This is a genomic window from Streptomyces sp. NBC_01551 (genome assembly GCF_026339935.1).
GTDB lineage: Bacteria > Actinomycetota > Actinomycetes > Streptomycetales > Streptomycetaceae > Streptomyces.
Map to the genome: position 1 here is coordinate 4,034,225 of NZ_JAPEPX010000001.1, position 15,788 is coordinate 4,050,012.

Sequence of the window (15,788 nt, forward strand, 5' to 3'; positions counted from 1 at the left end):
CACCGCTCGGGGAGGCACCGCAGTGTCGGACAACACCGACGAGTACGCGTACGACTACGACGTGATCGTCATCGGATCGGGCTTCGGAGGGTCGGTCTCGGCGCTGCGGCTCACCGAGAAGGGCTACCGGGTCGGCGTCCTGGAGGCAGGGCGCCGCTTCACCCGCGAGAGCCTGCCGAAGAACAGCTGGGACCTGCGCAACTACCTGTGGGCCCCGGCCCTCGGCCTGTACGGGATCCAGCGGATCCACCTGCTCGGCAACGTGATGGTGCTCGCGGGCGCCGGCGTGGGCGGCGGCTCGCTCAACTACGCCAACACCCTGTACGTGCCGCCCGCCGCCTTCTTCGAGGACCGGCAGTGGGCGGCCATCACCGACTGGCGCGAGGAACTCGCCCCGTACTACGAGCAGGCCAAGCGGATGCTCGGCGTCCGGCTCAACCCGACGCTGACCCCGTCCGACGTCCACCTGAAGGCCGCCGCCGAGAAGATGGGCGTCGGGGACTCCTTCCACATGGCCCCGGTCGGCGTGTTCTTCGGGGACGGCCAGGACGGCCAGGACGGCCAGGACGGCGCGGGACAGCCGAAGGTCCGGGCGGGCGAGGAGGTCCCCGACCCCTACTTCGGCGGCGCCGGGCCCGCGCGCAAGGCCTGCACCGAGTGCGGCGAGTGCATGACCGGCTGCCGGCACGGAGCGAAGAACACCCTGAACGAGAACTACCTGCACCTCGCCGAGCGGGCGGGCGCCGTCATCCACCCCATGACCACGGTCACCGCCCTGTCCGACCACCCGGACGGCGGCTACCGGGTCCGCACCGTCCCCACCGACCACCGCCGGTCCGGCAAGGCGAAGGTGCTGCGCGCCCGGTACGTGGTCCTCGCGGCCGGTACGTACGGCACCCAGACCCTCCTGCACACGATGAAGGACCGCGGCGAGCTGCCCCGCCTCTCCGGCCGGCTCGGCGAGCTCACCCGCACCAACTCGGAGGGCCTGGTCGGCGCGCAGACCGACGACCGCCGCTACCGCAGGCGGCACGGCGACGGCCCCGGCAAGGAGCGTCGGGCCGACTTCACCAAGGGCGTGGCGATCACCTCGTCCGTGCACCCCAACGCCGACACCCACATCGAGCCCGTCCGCTACGGCAAGGGCTCCAACGCCATGGGGTTCATGACGATCCTCCAGGTCCCCTACACCCGGCGCCGGGTCCGGGCCTGGTTCGCCCGGACCGCCACGCACCCGGTGCAGCTGATGCGCTCGCTGTCCAACCGGCGCTGGTCGGAGCGGACCATCATCGGCCTGGTCATGCAGTCGCTGGACAACTCGCTGACCACGTACCGCAAGCCGGGCGGCCTCGGGAAGGGCCTGCTCACCGCCCGCCAGGGCCACGGCGCCCCGAACCCGGTGCAGATCAAGGAGGCCACCGAGGCCGCCACGCTGCTGGCCGAGGAGATCAACGGCTTCCCGGGCAGCAACATCGGCGAGCTGATGGGCACCCCGCTGACGGCGCACTTCCTCGGCGGCTGCCCGATCGGCGCCTCGCCCGAGGAGGGCGTCGTGGACCCGTACCACCGGCTGTACGGGCACCCGGGCATCTCGGTCGTGGACGGTTCGGCGGTCTCCGCGAACCTCGGGGTCAACCCGTCGCTGACGATCACGGCGCAGGCCGAGCGGGCCATGTCGTACTGGCCGAACAACGGCGAGCGGGACCCGCGGCCGGAGCAGGGCGGGGCCTACGTCCGCCTCGCGGCGGTGGAACCGGTCCGTCCGGCCGTCCCCAAGGAGGCGTTCGGCGCGCTGAGGCTGCCGTTCCTGGCGGTCCCGGAACTTCCCCCGCGGAAAACGGAAGCGGAGCTCTGAGTGTGATGTCCGCCTGACATGACGGCGGCGGGCACCGCGCTCCCCCTCCGAGCGCGGTGCCCGCCGCGATACTGATGTGACAGGCGGTCGCGGCGGAAGGTTGTACCGGAATCCGGTGAGCGGGGCTGTGGTGTCCGTCACACAGGGACAGGCGCAACTGCGATGCGTGTTCGAGGGTCAAGGGGGGCATGAGAAAGCGCATCTCTTTGCTGGCCGCGAGCGGCCTGGTGGTACTGGGTCTGGCCACCGCCCCCGCGCACGCCGCGGACCCCGTCTTCACCCTCACAGGCCCGGCCGAGGCCGGTCTGCGTCCGCACCCCGGACCGAGCGGTGACGTACAGAAGACCACCGTCGAATTCCGTGTCGGCAACACCACCGGCACGGTCTTCGACAAGCGGAGCACCTTCACGATCGACCTGAGCGCCTTCAAGGGCATCGCCGACGTGACGCTCAACAAGGGCCGCAGCCAGGGCTGCACGCAGACCGCCACCGCGGTGACCTGCGTACGGGAAGGGCTCTACCCGCGCGACAGCCTCGTCGCGACCCTGGAACTCGGCGCCGCCAAGGACAGCAAGCCCGGCACGAGCGCCGATCTGACCATGACCGGCAAGACCGAGGGCGCCACCTTCAAGCCGGCCACCACCAAGGTCAAGGTCGGCGGCCCCGACCTGGTGCTGGAGAAGGCCCCGCTCAAGGCGAGGATGAACCCGGGCGACACCCAGGGCCTGCCGATCGTCTTCGCCAACGCGGGCACCGAGTCCGTGAGCGCGGTGGCGCTGGAGATCGGCACCTCGCACGGCATGGAGCTGGTCGAGAAGTACGACAACTGCTCCTACGACAAGACGTCCGACCGGACCACCACGGTGTGCGTCCTCGACGGGGAGTTCAAGCCGGGCGCGGTCTACGAGGTCTCCGGCCCGCTGACCCTCAAGGCCGCCCCGCACGCCTTCCGCGACGACGTCAGCTACGCCGTGTCCGCGGCCGGCAAGGAGTCGGCGGCCGGGCAGCAGCCGGGCAAGAACACCGGCGGCAAGAAGCTGGCGGTGACGGAGCGGACGGCGGCCAAGGCGGCCCCGCGCCCGGGTACCGGCTCGGTCACCGGCGGGGGCGCCGACCTCGACCCGAGCGACAACCGGCACGAGTTCGACTTCGAGGTGAAGAACACCGCCGACCTCGCGGCCGACGCCGTGTCCCTCAAGGGCAAGGCCGGCGACACCGTGAAGGCCGACCTCGGCTTCCGGAACAAGGGCCCGGCCTGGGTGTCCTACGCGCACGAAGGCACGGGCGTCGCCCGCACCGACATCGTGATCCCGAAGGGTGCGACGGTCACCAAGGTCCCCGCCGGCTGCGAGGGCGTCGAGGCCGACGGCACGGGCCGCAAGCAGAACACGGGCGCCCCGCGCTACTTCTGCTGGACGGACTCCACCCTGGGCGAGCAGGAGAAGGTCTCGTACCCGTTCGAGCTGAGGATCGAGAAGGTCGTGGAGGACGCCAAGGGCTCCGTCACGGTCGACGGCCGGGCCCCCGGCGGCATCCAGGCGCAGGGCTGGGACCCGAACCGGGCCAACGACAAGGCCCTGTTCGTGATCAACGCCAAGGACGGCGGAGCCACGCCGAAGCCGACGGCCTCGACCGGCACCCCGAGCCCGAAGCCGAGCTCCTCGAAGAGCCCGTCCCCGTCCGCGTCGGCGAACACCGCCACCACCGGCGGTACGGGCGCCAAGGCCAACGGCAACCTGGCCTCGACCGGCAGCTCCGTCGGCCCGGTCGCCCTCGGCGCGGCCGTGCTGGTCGCCGCGGGCGGCCTGCTGTTCGTGGCGGCCCGCCGTCGCGGCACCGGGCGCGCGTAACGGCGTAGGGCAGCAGAAGAACGGCCGGCCCGGGGCGTCCCCCGGGCCGGCCGTCCTTTATGGGGTGACCGGGCTGCTGTCCCCTGCCGTCCGGTCACGCGAGGGAGCGAGGTCCCACGACGCACGCCCCTCGGGCCGTCCGTCTCACCGCTCCCGCGCCAGCCACGCGTGGTGTTGCGGCCCCGCGCCTGGCTGGCGCGGACACCCGCATCAACGAAGGGCCGCCGAGGCCGGTCACGGTCCGGAAGAGTGACGAACGGCCGATCGCGGCGCGAGCGCGGTTCACACCCGGCCGCGGCACAGCTCCAGCAGCGTCATCGCCAGCGTGGTGCCGGGCTTGCCCAGGGCTTCGCTCCAATGCGAGAGCACCTCCATCTCGCGCGAGAGGTGCACCCGGCGGCCGCCGGAGGAGATCCGGGCCTCCTGGATGACCGTCGACACGGCCATCCGCTCCTGGATCAGGCCGATGATGCGGTCGTCGATCGCGTCGATGCGCTCGCGGGAACCGGCGATCAGCTGCTCGGGGGTGGTGGTGACGCTCATGGGTCTCTCCTGTGGGTCGTGCCGACGGGGACCGGCCCGGCAGGAGCGGAAACGCGGAGCGCCCCGGTCCTGTCGGACCGGGGCGCTCTGGGAAGTCAGTGGCTCAAGCGAGCATCACGATGACCCATGGCGACCGGACCGGCCGGTGCCATAGGTAAAGAGGAAGCTCAGCTGCTTGCGCATGGGACGGATTATTACCCTCCGCGGCGCCCCCGGCCAACCGGGTTCGGATGGTGAGACGAAGACGCCCACCCGGCCCCCGTTAGAATCGACAAAACAACCCCCTCTTCCGCCGGAAGGCCTGCCCCGTGCCAGAAGCCACCTCCGCCACCCACGACAGCGCCCCGGACACGGTTCTCGTCGTCGACTTCGGCGCCCAGTACGCCCAGCTCATCGCCCGCCGCGTCCGCGAGGCACGGGTCTACAGCGAGATCGTGCCCAGCACCATGCCCGTGGCCGAGATGCTGGCCAAGAACCCCAAGGCGATCATCCTCTCCGGCGGCCCGTCCTCCGTGTACGAAGAGGGCGCCCCGCAGCTGGACCGTGCGATCTTCGAGGCCGGCGTCCCCGTCTTCGGCATGTGCTACGGCTTCCAGCTGATGGCGGTCACCCTCGGCGGCACCGTCGACAACACCGGCGCCCGCGAGTACGGCCGCACCCCGCTGGCCGTCTCCAAGCCCGGCTCCACCCTGTTCGAGGGCACCCCCGAGAACCAGTCGGTGTGGATGTCCCACGGCGACGCCTGCTCCGCCGCACCCGAGGGCTTCACCGTCACCGCGTCGACCAACGTCGTCCCGGTCGCGGCCTTCGAGAACGACGAGAAGAAGCTGTACGGGGTCCAGTACCACCCCGAGGTCATGCACTCCACGCACGGCCAGCAGGTCCTGGAGCACTTCCTCTACCGCGGCGCCGGCCTCAAGCCGACCTGGACCACCGGCAACATCGTCGAGGAGCAGGTCGCGGCCATCCGCGAGCAGGTCGGCGACAAGCGCGCCATCTGCGGCCTCTCCGGCGGCGTGGACTCCGCGGTCGCCGCGGCCCTCGTCCAGAAGGCCATCGGCTCCCAGCTGACCTGCGTGTACGTCGACCACGGCCTGATGCGCAAGGGCGAGACCGAGCAGGTCGAGAAGGACTTCGTCGCCGCCACCGGCGTGCAGCTGAAGGTCGTCGACGCCCAGGAGCGCTTCCTGAACGCGCTCGCCGGCGTCTCCGACCCGGAGACCAAGCGGAAGATCATCGGCCGCGAGTTCATCCGCGTCTTCGAGCAGGCCCAGCTGGAGATCCTCCAGGAGGACGGCCCGGCGGTGGCCTTCCTCGTCCAGGGCACCCTGTACCCGGACGTCGTCGAGTCCGGCGGCGGCACCGGCACCGCGAACATCAAGTCCCACCACAACGTCGGCGGCCTCCCCGACGACATCGAGTTCGAGCTCGTCGAGCCGCTGCGCCAGCTGTTCAAGGACGAGGTCCGGATGGTCGGCCAGGAGCTCGGCCTGCCCGACGAGATCGTCCAGCGCCAGCCCTTCCCGGGCCCCGGCCTCGGCATCCGCATCGTCGGCGAGGTCACCAAGGAGCGCCTGGACCTGCTCCGCGAGGCCGACGCCATCGCCCGCCACGAGCTCACCGCGGCCGGCCTGGACCGCGAGATCTGGCAGTGCCCGGTCGTCCTGCTCGCGGACGTCCGCAGCGTCGGCGTCCAGGGCGACGGCCGCACCTACGGCCACCCGATCGTGCTGCGCCCCGTCTCGTCCGAGGACGCGATGACCGCCGACTGGACGCGCATGCCGTACGAGGTGCTCGCGCGGATCTCGACCCGCATCACCAACGAGGTGCCGGACGTGAACCGCGTGGTCCTGGACTGCACGAGCAAGCCGCCGGGCACCATCGAGTGGGAGTGATCCCCCAGGGGTGATCCCCAGGAGGTGATCCCCCAGGGGTGATCCCCAGGAGGTGACCCCCAGGAGGTGACCCCCAGGGGGTGACCCCGCCCGCAGTGCGTGACGAAGCCGCCGTCCCCTCCCGGGGCGGCGGCTTCGCCGCGTGTATGGCCTCTTCGCCCGGCCGCCGGTACCTTGCGCCGCGACCTTGAAGGAGGGCCCATGGCCGAGCGACCCGTACCCGTGCCCGTGGAGCGGCTTGGCTTCGAGATGCCGCCGGTGTTCGCCACCGCCGCCGAGGAGCGCGCGGACCGCAAGGAGCGGCTGGCCGGGGCGCTGCGGCTGCTGGGGCGCCTCGGGTACGAGGACGGGGTCGCCGGGCACGTCAGCGCGCGGGACCCGGAGTTCGAGGACTGCTACTGGGTGAACCCCTTCGGGCGGTCCTTCGCCGGCCTGACCCCCGGGGACCTGCTGCTCGTCGACGGGGACGGGCGGGTGCTCCAGGGGGAGCGCCGGGTCAACGAGCTGGCCTTCGCCGTGCACGCGGCCGTGCACCGGGAGCGCCCCTCGGTCGTGGCGGTGGTGCGCACGCAGGCCCCGTACGGCAGCGCGCTGGCCGCCCTCGGCGACCTGCTGGCCCCCGTCACCCACGAGGCCTGCGCCTTCTACGAGGACCACGCCCTGCTGGACGCGTACACGGGCCCCGAGGACGCCCGCGCGATCGGCCGCGCCCTCGGCCCGTACAAGGCGCTGATCCTGCGCCACCACGGGCTGCTGACCGTCGGGGACTCGGTGGACGCCGCCACCTGGTGGTTCATCGCGGCGGAGCGGGCGGCCCGGGTGCAGCTGACCGCCCGCGCGGCCGGGAAACCGCAGCTCATCGACCACCGGGCGGCGCTCGCCACCCGCGAGCGGTTCGGCTCGGACCTGGCGGCCTGGGTGAACTACCAGCCCCTGCGCCAGAGCGTCGCCGCGGAGGTGGCGTCAACATCATGAACCGTTAATCACCTGCTCTGACATCGTGCGCAATCCGGAGCACTGCCGCAGTGGTGCACAATTCGCTGGCATTGCACCGTAGTTCAGAGAGGCGGCACGCACGTGGCTGTCCAAGAGATGTCCCGGGGTACCCATACCGCCGCTTGCGCCTGTGAGGAGTGCACGCGCGAGAGCCACCGTCGCGCGGTGGCCGCCTTCCTGGAGAAGCGCGACGAGTTCGCCGCCGGGCAGGGGCTGCCCGCCGCCGTCGCCCACTCGCTCGGCGCGTCCCGTCAATGGGTCTCCGACGAGCTGACCCTGTCCGCCCGCAACGTCGCCGACCGGGGGCGGGAGGCCGGCACCTCCTGGCTGTACCTGTTCTCCCGGCGGGCCGTGCTCGCCGTGTGGATCGCCGCCGGGGTCCTGCTGGTGGTGCAGGTGGGCACCGCGCTCGGCACCGGCTGGTCCACCGCCCGCACCGCAGGGCTGCTCGCCGCCCTGGTGCTGGCCGGGCTGCTCACGGTCGCCGCCCGGGCCCAGTCGCTGCGCGGCGGGCTGCTCGCGCCGCTGGTCGGCGAGGACAACCGGCTGTCCACCTCGAAGGCGGTGCCCAGCGCCTGGCTCGTCCTGACGGCGTTCGCCACGCTGCTGCCCGCCCTGCGGCTGGCCGCGTCCTCGGCGGGACCCGAACGGCAGGCGCTGTACCAGGGCTTCGCGCTCGGGCGGGCGCTGCCGCTGCTGGCGGTGCTCGCGCTGACCTCGGCGGTGGCGGTGCTGGTGCGCCGGGTGGTCTCCGTACGGATCGTGAGCCAGAAGCTGCAGAAGCTGCCCGCGGACCGCCCGGCCGGCGCGGACCTGCTGACGGACGACGCCGGGCGCGGGAGCTTCCCAGACGCGCAGTACGTCCTGGTCTCCACCGTCGTCCTGGCCTACGCGGCGGTGTCGCTGGCCCGGTTCCCGGACCGGCTGCCGCAGCTGCCGTGGGCGCTGGCGATGCTGGTGGCGCTGTCGGCGGCGGTCTACCTGGCGGCCAAGTACGCGGAGGGCAGCCGTCCGTTGGTGCTGTCGGTGGTGCGCAGACGGGAGCCCGGGGACCTGGACGCGGCCGTCCGCCCCGGGGACGACATCGAGATCCGGGGCGTGGGCTTCGTGCCGCCCGGGGCGCAGACGCCGGAGATGCTCGCCCGGCTGGTGGTCCGGATCGGGGCCGTCCACGTGCACGTGCCGCTGGTTCCGGTGGCCGGCGGGTTCGCCAACCCCTCGGACGCGGTGCTGACCGTACCGGTCCCGGCGGAAGTGGAACCGGGCCGCGTGGAGATCCAGGTGGTCACCGCCGCCGGAGTGGAATCCAACCGCTGCACCATCGACGTGGCGGAGTGAACGGGGTACACATGTCCCGTGACCCGAACTGACGTACTTTCCGGGCTGAGAGAACAAGCCCCCAGGCACGCCCTCCTGCCGCTGCGGATCTTCCTCGGAGTGACCTTCGTCTACGCGGGTCTGGACAAGCTGACCGACTCCGCGTTCCTGTCCGCCGACGGCCCCGGCTCCATCGGCGAGCTGATGCGCGGGGTGCGCGACACCTCCGCGATCCCGGCCATGGTGGACATGGCCCTCGACGCACCCGTCGGCTTCGCCGTGGCCCTGGCCATCGGGGAGCTGCTGGTCGGCCTCGGCACCCTCGCCGGTCTGCTGACCCGGATCGCGGCCGTCGGCGGAGCGCTGATCTCGCTCAGCCTCTGGCTCACGGTCTCCTGGGCGGTCGCCCCGTACTACTACGGCAACGACCTGATCTACCTGATGGCCTGGACCCCGCTGATCCTCGCCGGGGCGCCCTACCTGTCGCTGGACGCGCTGATCCGGTCGCGCCGGTCCCGGCGCACCGCGTAGGTGGTCATCCCGACCAGCGTGGCGAGCGCGAGCCCGCCCGCGGCCATCGGGATCACCGCGAACCACGGCAGATCGGCCTCACCCGTCGCGTCGAGCAGGTAGAGCACGCCCACGGTGAGCAGGACCAGCCCCGCGATCAGCCGTCCGGGCTGGAACTCATGACGCCGCACGGGCCACCTCCACCTGTCCCACACCCGCTTCGAGGTGCAGCTCGATCGTCCCGCCGGCCTCGGTGCCGGCGGCGGGCGGCAGGGTCACCTGCCGCTGTTCGCCCCCGCTGCGCAGGCGCACGTCCCCGCCCCGGTCCCCGGGCAGCTGTACGTCGCCCAGCCTGCGGATGTCGATGTCGGCCCGGGCGGTGACCTCCCGGGGCACGACCACCAGGAGCCGGCCCGCGTCGATGCCCGCCCGGACCTTCAAGGTGGTGCCCTTCGGCACGTCCAGGCGGCTCAGGTCGAGCGTCGCGAGCCCGGTGCCCGCCTCGTAGACGGGCCGCACCTCCTGCACCGCGGCCGGGCGCCAGTCGACGTGCCGCCAGTCGGTGCCGATCTCGCGGGGCAGCGCGGCCGCCACGGCCAGCAGCCCGGCGGTGATCATCGCCAGCAGGATCGTGCCGAAACCGGTGCGGCCCTTGACCGAGCTGACCAGCACGCCCAGGCCGAAGACGGCCAGCGTGGAGGCGAGACCGATCTCCAGAGCGTGCCCCAGCGGGCTGCCCTGCCACACCGAGGCGGTCGCGACGGCGCCGGCCAGCACCGCCAGGACGAACAGCCGGCCGCCCATGCCACCCCGCGGCACCGCAGGGGCGCGCACCCGGCCCGGCGCCGCCGGGGCGTCCGCCGCGTCCGCCGGGACCGCGTCGTCGTCCGGGCCCCACAGGTACCCGCTCGCGCCGACCGGGCCGGTGGTGCCGTCCTTGACCAGCGGGTCCCGCCACCACGACGGGCCGCCGGGGGCGGGCGGCGCCTGCGTCTCCGGCGGGGCCGGACTGTGCGCGGGGCGGGGCGCCGCCGGATCGGCCGGCGCCTGCGGGGCCTGGGCGCCGCGGCTGCGCTGCGACCAGTACGCGCCGCCGCCGACCGCCACGATGACCAGCCCGGAGAACACCGCCAGCCCGCCGTTGTCCAGCATCGACAGGAACAGCGCGCAGCCGACCAGGGCCGCGAACACCGCCGCCAGGGTGGTGCCCTCCACCCGGCCGGTCAGCAGCTTCTTCGCCTCGCTGTCCTCCTCGCCCTCCAGGGGCAGCAGCAGCCAGGCGAAGCCGTAGAAGATCAGCCCCATGCCGCCGGTGACGGCCAGCACACCGAGCACGATGCGGAAGATCACCGGGTCCAGGTCGAAATACCGGCCCAGGCCCCCGCACACGCCCGCGAGGACCTTGTCCCGCTTGGCGCGGCGCAGGGGCGGTCGCCCGTCGGGTGTCGAGGGGGGCCCCGGATCCACCGGGGCGTCGTGCACTTCGGTCATGCGTCCATGGTGACGGGCCACGACGCCCCGCGGCATCGGGCCCGACCCTGGTGCAACCCTGATATCCCCCGGGCAGAACTGGGGGGCTGCCCTGATGCCCCGCGCCCCCCGCGCGTGTGACCATCGGTGACATGCCCGCAGCAGCCGCCCCCCGTACCCCGCACGCACAGGCCCCACCGGAAACCGCCGAGACCCCGCAGCGCAAGCTCTACCGCAGCGCCGACGGCCGGATGCTCGGCGGCGTCGCGCGCGGCCTCGCCGGGCACCTCGGGCTGCCCGTCATCTGGGTCCGGCTCGCCTTCCTCGGCCTCTTCATGTGGGGCGACGGCCTCGGCGTGCTGCTCTACGCCGCGTTCTGGGTCTTCGTACCGCTCGGCATCGGCGGCCGCAGCGGCCACCGCTCCTTCTTCGACACCCTCCCCGACGGCACCCGGCGGCTGCGCAAACCCGAGCGGGGCCAGATCACCGCGCTGATCGCCCTGTGCGTCGGCGTCGGGATCTTCGCCGCCAAGGTGCAGGCCGGCGGCGCGGGCGGCCGCTACGTCTGGCCGACGCTGCTGGTCGGAGCCGGTGTCGTGCTCGTGTGGCGGCAGGCCGACAACGCCCGCCGCGCCCACTGGGGCGCCGTCGCCGGACGCAACGCGCGGCTCCTCCAGGCGGCCCGGGGCCTGGCGGGGGTCGCCCTCGTCGGCGTCGGCCTGACCGTGTTCATCGTCGTACGGGGCTCCGCCGCCCAGCTCGGCAACGTCCTCACCGCCACCCTCGCCGTCCTCGTCGGCGTCGCCCTGCTCGCCGGACCCTGGCTGATCCGGATGACACAGGACCTCTCCGAGGAACGCCTCATGCGCATCCGCGCCCAGGAACGCGCCGAAGTCGCCGCCCACGTCCACGACTCCGTGCTGCACACGCTCACCCTGATCCTGCGCAACGCGGAGGACGTCGGCGAGGTGCGCCGGCTCGCGCGGGCCCAGGAACGCGAGCTGCGGAACTGGCTCTACAAGCCCGAGGGCACCGGCAAGGACGAGGCCGAGGAACCGGCCACCCTCGCCGAGGCCGTCAAGAAGACCGCCGCCGAGGTCGAGGACCACCACGGCGTCCAGATCGAGGTCGTCGTCGTCGGCGACTGCCCCCTCGACGACGGGCTGTCCGCGCAGCTGCAAGCCGCGCGCGAGGCAATGGTCAACGCCGCCAAGTACGGTGGCGAGAGCGGGCCCGTGCAGGTCTACGCCGAAGTCGAGGGACAGACGGTGTTCGTGTCCGTACGGGACCGCGGACCGGGCTTCGACCTCGACGCGGTACCCGACGACCGCATGGGCGTACGAGAATCGATCATCGGCCGGATGCAGCGCAACGGCGGGACCGCACGGCTGCGGTCCGCGCCCGGCGGCGGCACGGAAGTCGAGCTGGAGATGGAGAGGGCGGCGAACGCAGCATGACCGAGGAGACCACGACCGGTCCGGCCCCGGAGACCAGGAGGGTCCGGGTGGTGCTCGTCGACGACCACCGGATGTTCCGCACCGGTGTCCAGGCCGAGATCGGCGAGACCGCCCGCACCGGCGTCGAGGTCGTCGGCGAGGCCGCCGACGTGGACCAGGCCGTCACCGTCATCACCGCCACCCGCCCCGAGGTGGTGCTCCTCGACGTGCACCTGCCCGGCGGCGGCGGCGTCGAGGTGCTGCGCCGCTGCGCCCCGCTGATGTCGGCGGCCGAGAACCCCGTGCGGTTCCTGGCCCTGTCCGTTTCCGACGCCGCCGAGGACGTCATCGGCGTCATCCGGGGCGGCGCCCGCGGCTACGTCACCAAGACCATCACCGGCACCGACCTGGTGAACTCCGTCTTCCGGGTCCAGGACGGCGACGCGGTGTTCTCGCCGCGGCTGGCCGGCTTCGTCCTCGACGCCTTCGCCTCCACGGACGCCCCGCCCGTGGACGAGGACCTGGACCGCCTCACGCAGCGGGAGCGCGAGGTGCTGCGGCTGATCGCGCGCGGATACGCGTACAAGGAGATCGCCAAGCAGCTGTTCATCTCGGTGAAGACGGTGGAATCGCACGTCTCGGCGGTGCTGCGCAAGCTCCAGCTGTCGAACCGGCACGAGCTGACCCGGTGGGCGACGGCGCGCCGGCTGGTCTGACCCTCCCGACCGCCGCGTTGTGATCCACACCGCACGCGGCCCGGGCAACCGGGCCGCGCCGCGCGCTCCTCTTGGGGGGCGTGATGAGTCTGACGGGGACCCCCCTCTTCGCGACGGTGATCGCCCTGGCCGTGCTGGCCGTCGTCCTGCCGCTGGCGCTGTGGGCGAAGGTGCGCGGACCCGCCGTCGTACGCCACGCCACCCGCGTCCTGATGCTGGTGTTCGCCCAGGCGACCGCCATCGCCCTGCTGTTCGTCGGCATCAACAACGAGCAGAACTTCTACGCCTCCTGGGACGACCTGCTCGGCACCGGCACGTACGTCAAGGCCGCGCACGACCTCGGCGCGGACGGCCTCGGCGGCAAGAAGGTCGAGGCCGAGCCGAAGGTCCTCCAGGAGTTCACCGCCGTCGACGGCCTCGGCGGGCGGGTCCGCAAGACCCAGCTCGACGGGAAGATATCCGGGGTCAAGGGCGACGTCATGGTGTGGCTGCCGCCGCAGTACGACGACCCGGCCTGGAAGGACCGCACGTTCCCCGTCGTCGAGCTGATCCCCGGCATCCCCGGCACCGGCAAGTCCTGGTTCCAGGGCGTCAAGGTCCACACGAAGCTGGAGCCGCTGATGAAGAGCGGCGAGGTGCAGCCGTTCATCCTCGTCTCGCCGCGCGCCATGCTGCTCGGCGACGCCGACACCGGGTGCGCCAACATCCCGGGCAAGGTCAACGCGGACAGCTGGTTCAGCGTGGACGTCCGCAAGATGGTGACCGACAACTTCCGCGCGTCGGGCGAGGCCCGGCACTGGGGCGTGGCCGGCTACTCGGCGGGCGCCTACTGCGCCGCCAAGCTGGCGATCGCCCACCCCGACCGCTACAGCGCGGCCGTCTCCCTGTCCGGCTACAACGACCCGGGCCAGGAGCGTACGTCGCTGGTGGCCAAGGACCCGGAGATGCGCAAGGCGCACAACCTGGTCAACCTGCTCAAGGCGGCCCCGGCCCCGCCCGCGGTGGCGCTGTGGATGTCGGGCGCCGAGCACGACGGCTACCTGTCCGGGCGCGACCTGGGCGCGGTGGCGAAGGCGCCGACGGTGGTGCACGCGCAGATGGTGGGCGGCGGCCACAACATGGACACCTGGACGCGGCAGTTGCCGGAGACCTTCGCGTGGCTGGGCACGGTGGTCAAGATGCCGTAGCCGCCCGCCGGGGCTTCGCGCCGCGTGCCTACGACGGGCGGGAGGCGCCCGCCCAGGGCATCGAGTCCACGGGGGCCAGCCGGACCGTGGAGCCGGGGCGGGGGGCGTGGATCATCTGGCCGTTGCCGACGTACAGGCCGACGTGGGTCACCCCGGAGTAGAAGAACACCAGGTCCCCCGGGGCCAGCTGGTCGCGCGAGACGCGCCGCCCGGCGTTGATCTGGGTGTAGGTGGTGCGGGGCAGCGAGACCCCGGCCGAGCGCCAGGCCGCCTGGGTCAGGCCCGAGCAGTCGAACGAGCCCGGTCCCGTCGCGCCCCAGACGTACGGCTTGCCGATCGCCCCGTAGGCGAAGGACACGGCGCGGGCCGCGCGCGAGCCGTCGGCCGGGGGCGGGGTCTGCGCGGCCGGCGCCGCGGGGGCGTCCTCGGCCTGGCGGGCGCCCGCCGACGGCGTGGGGGCCGCGGCCGACCGGGCCTCGTACGCGGCGCGTTCCTCGGCGGTGAGCCGGGCCAGCAGCTGCCGCGCGGTGCTGAGCTTCCCCTCGACGGCCGCCTTGTGCTCGGCGAGTTCGGCCTGCCGGGCGCGCAGGTCGGTGAGCCGCCCGCCGGCCTGCTTGCGCAGCTGCCCGACCTCGTCGAGCTGCCGGCGTACGGAGGCGATCTCGGCGGCGTTGCGGTCGCCGGTCCGGGTCATGAAGGAGGCCCGGTCCAGGTAGTCCTGCGGGTTGTCCGCCGTGGCCAGCTGGACGGCGGTGCCCAGGCCGCCGGCGCGGTACTGGCTGGCGGCCAGGGAGCCGAGCGCGCGGCGGGCGGTGTTGAGCCGGTCGGTCTTGCGGGCGGTCTCGTCGCGGAGGGTGGTCAGCGCGCGCTGGGCCTCGTCGGCCTTCTCCTTCGCCCCGTTGTACTTCTCGGTCGCCGCCTCGGCCTCCTCGTACAGCCGGTCCACCTCCGCCTTGACCTGGGCGGGGGAGAGCTGGGGCTCGGCCTGGGAGGTGCCTTCGAACGCGGTGGCGGTGGCAGCGCCCGCGAGGGCGAGGGTGGCGGCGGTCCGTACGGTGCCGCCGGACAGCGGGCGCTGCCTGGGCTTTCGATGACTGGCCACGCGGGCCTCACGTCCTTCCTCCGTCGGGGCTTGGAGGAGGACGCTAGACCCGGGGGTAACGGTCGGATGACGAGATGATCCGAAGTGACCGGATGCGGCCGGATGTGACCGTCCGGGGTCAGCGCCAGAGAACGGCGATGAAGATATTGACCACGGTGAGGCCGCCGACCGCGCCGAACAGTGCCTTGTCGACCCGCTCGTCGTCCCGCTTCACGTAGACGAGGGCCAGGACGACGAAGAGGATCGCCAGCTTCACGCCGATCTTGACGTTGTTGACGGGACCGCCGTCCATCTCGCGGAAGCCCACGAGGAGCACACCGGTCACGAGCATGGTCAGCGCGCCGTGCAGCATCGCGGGCGTGAAGCGGGCGGTGCCGGCGCTCATCGCCTTCATCTGGGTCAGGAAGCCGCCGAGGAGGGCGGCGATCCCGATGATGTGGAGGCCGATGAAGACATTGATGAGTACGTCCATGGCGCCGAGCGTACGGGGCGGCCCGCGGCGGTCCGGGGGCGGCCGTGGCCGTTCGAGATCTGCGTACAGTGGGCGCATGGCCGCCGTTACTGAGCTGACCCACCCCGCCGTCGACCGGATCGAGCTGGTCGAGGTCCTCGCTGCGCTCGGGCATCCCGCCCGGATGGAGATCGTCCGCAAACTGGCCTCCGGGGAGGCGGCGTACTGCGGCGAGGTGGTGCCGGACCTGCCCCGCTCCAGCGTCACGCACCACCTGAAGACGCTGCGGGAGAGCGGTGTGATCAGGCAGGAGCCCCAGGGACGGCGGACCTACCTGGTGCTGCGGCGGGACGACCTGGAGGCCCGCTTCCCGGGCCTGCTGGAGCTGGTGCTCGCGAACGCGGCGGCGGCGGTTCGGTGATTTTCCGGTGCCGGGACCGGCTGTCGGTCCCGCCCCCTA

Annotated in this window: 15 protein-coding genes; 10 read left to right on the plus strand and 5 right to left on the minus strand. The window is 72.7% G+C overall.

The genetic code is table 11. From position 1 onward, the window contains the following. Nucleotides 1-22: 22 nt before the first annotated feature. Together OG982_RS18305 and OG982_RS18310 are read left to right on the plus strand one after the other, a co-directional pair. Nucleotides 23-1,855 (plus strand): GMC oxidoreductase, encoded by a 1,833-nt coding sequence (locus tag OG982_RS18305; protein WP_266948886.1) that lies wholly within the window; start codon nt 23-25, stop codon nt 1,853-1,855. Between the two features lie 188 nt (nt 1,856-2,043). Beyond that, nucleotides 2,044-3,705 (plus strand): peptidase, encoded by a 1,662-nt coding sequence (locus tag OG982_RS18310; protein WP_266785451.1) that lies wholly within the window; start codon nt 2,044-2,046, stop codon nt 3,703-3,705. A 282-nt stretch (nt 3,706-3,987) separates the two neighbouring features. Here OG982_RS18310 and OG982_RS18315 read toward each other — a convergent pair whose 3' ends face one another. After that, on the minus strand, nt 3,988-4,248 hold the full coding sequence (locus OG982_RS18315) for a chorismate mutase (RefSeq protein ID WP_266785449.1): 261 nt from the start codon (nt 4,246-4,248) through the stop codon (nt 3,988-3,990). A gap of 308 nt (nt 4,249-4,556) precedes the next feature. Between OG982_RS18315 and guaA the strand changes: the two genes are divergently transcribed. The 4 genes from guaA (at nt 4,557) to OG982_RS18335 (ending at nt 8,987) form a co-directional block, all read left to right on the plus strand. Continuing rightward, entirely contained in the window at nt 4,557-6,143 is a 1,587-nt protein-coding gene (guaA, locus tag OG982_RS18320; RefSeq protein WP_266785447.1) for a glutamine-hydrolyzing GMP synthase, read from the plus strand. A 201-nt stretch (nt 6,144-6,344) separates the two neighbouring features. Beyond that, nucleotides 6,345-7,118, plus strand: coding sequence for a class II aldolase/adducin family protein (locus tag OG982_RS18325; protein ID WP_266948887.1), 774 nt, complete (start codon nt 6,345-6,347; stop codon nt 7,116-7,118). A gap of 102 nt (nt 7,119-7,220) precedes the next feature. Further along, complete coding sequence (locus OG982_RS18330; RefSeq protein ID WP_266948888.1) at nt 7,221-8,477, plus strand: hypothetical protein; 1,257 nt, start codon at nt 7,221-7,223, stop codon at nt 8,475-8,477. A gap of 18 nt (nt 8,478-8,495) precedes the next feature. Next, nucleotides 8,496-8,987 (plus strand): DoxX family protein, encoded by a 492-nt coding sequence (locus tag OG982_RS18335; RefSeq protein ID WP_266785441.1) that lies wholly within the window; start codon nt 8,496-8,498, stop codon nt 8,985-8,987. On the opposite strand, the gene OG982_RS18340 is transcribed toward OG982_RS18335, so the two are convergent. Together OG982_RS18340 and OG982_RS18345 are read right to left on the minus strand one after the other, a co-directional pair. Further along, nucleotides 8,933-9,157 carry a hypothetical protein gene (locus tag OG982_RS18340; protein ID WP_266785440.1) on the minus strand — a complete coding sequence of 75 codons (225 nt, stop codon included), beginning with the start codon at nt 9,155-9,157 and terminating at the stop codon, nt 8,933-8,935. The two genes, OG982_RS18335 and OG982_RS18340, sit on opposite strands and share 55 nt — an antisense overlap. Next, nucleotides 9,144-10,457 (minus strand): PspC domain-containing protein, encoded by a 1,314-nt coding sequence (locus tag OG982_RS18345; protein ID WP_266948890.1) that lies wholly within the window; start codon nt 10,455-10,457, stop codon nt 9,144-9,146. Before OG982_RS18345 ends, OG982_RS18340 begins: the two co-directional genes overlap by 14 nt. A gap of 131 nt (nt 10,458-10,588) precedes the next feature. Here OG982_RS18345 and OG982_RS18350 point away from each other — a divergent pair, with 131 nt between their 5' ends. The 3 genes from OG982_RS18350 (at nt 10,589) to OG982_RS18360 (ending at nt 13,775) form a co-directional block, all read left to right on the plus strand. Beyond that, the gene (locus tag OG982_RS18350) at nt 10,589-11,893 is read left to right on the plus strand and encodes an ATP-binding protein (RefSeq protein ID WP_266785437.1); all 1,305 of its coding nucleotides are present in this window, start codon (nt 10,589-10,591) and stop codon (nt 11,891-11,893) included. Further along, nucleotides 11,890-12,588 (plus strand): response regulator transcription factor, encoded by a 699-nt coding sequence (locus OG982_RS18355; RefSeq protein WP_266948891.1) that lies wholly within the window; start codon nt 11,890-11,892, stop codon nt 12,586-12,588. The genes OG982_RS18350 and OG982_RS18355 overlap by 4 nt, the downstream gene beginning before the upstream one ends. A gap of 83 nt (nt 12,589-12,671) precedes the next feature. Further along, nucleotides 12,672-13,775 (plus strand): esterase family protein, encoded by a 1,104-nt coding sequence (locus OG982_RS18360; RefSeq protein ID WP_266785433.1) that lies wholly within the window; start codon nt 12,672-12,674, stop codon nt 13,773-13,775. Between the two features lie 28 nt (nt 13,776-13,803). Here OG982_RS18360 and OG982_RS18365 read toward each other — a convergent pair whose 3' ends face one another. Beyond that, a complete protein-coding gene (locus OG982_RS18365; protein WP_266785431.1) occupies nt 13,804-14,877 on the minus strand; it encodes an NlpC/P60 family protein in 1,074 nt (357 codons plus the stop codon). A 118-nt stretch (nt 14,878-14,995) separates the two neighbouring features. Beyond that, complete coding sequence (locus OG982_RS18370) at nt 14,996-15,349, minus strand: hypothetical protein (RefSeq protein ID WP_266785429.1); 354 nt, start codon at nt 15,347-15,349, stop codon at nt 14,996-14,998. A gap of 76 nt (nt 15,350-15,425) precedes the next feature. On the opposite strand from OG982_RS18370, the gene OG982_RS18375 reads away from it, so the two are divergent. Next, a complete protein-coding gene (locus OG982_RS18375; protein ID WP_266785427.1) occupies nt 15,426-15,749 on the plus strand; it encodes a helix-turn-helix transcriptional regulator in 324 nt (107 codons plus the stop codon). Nucleotides 15,750-15,788 lie beyond the last annotated feature (39 nt).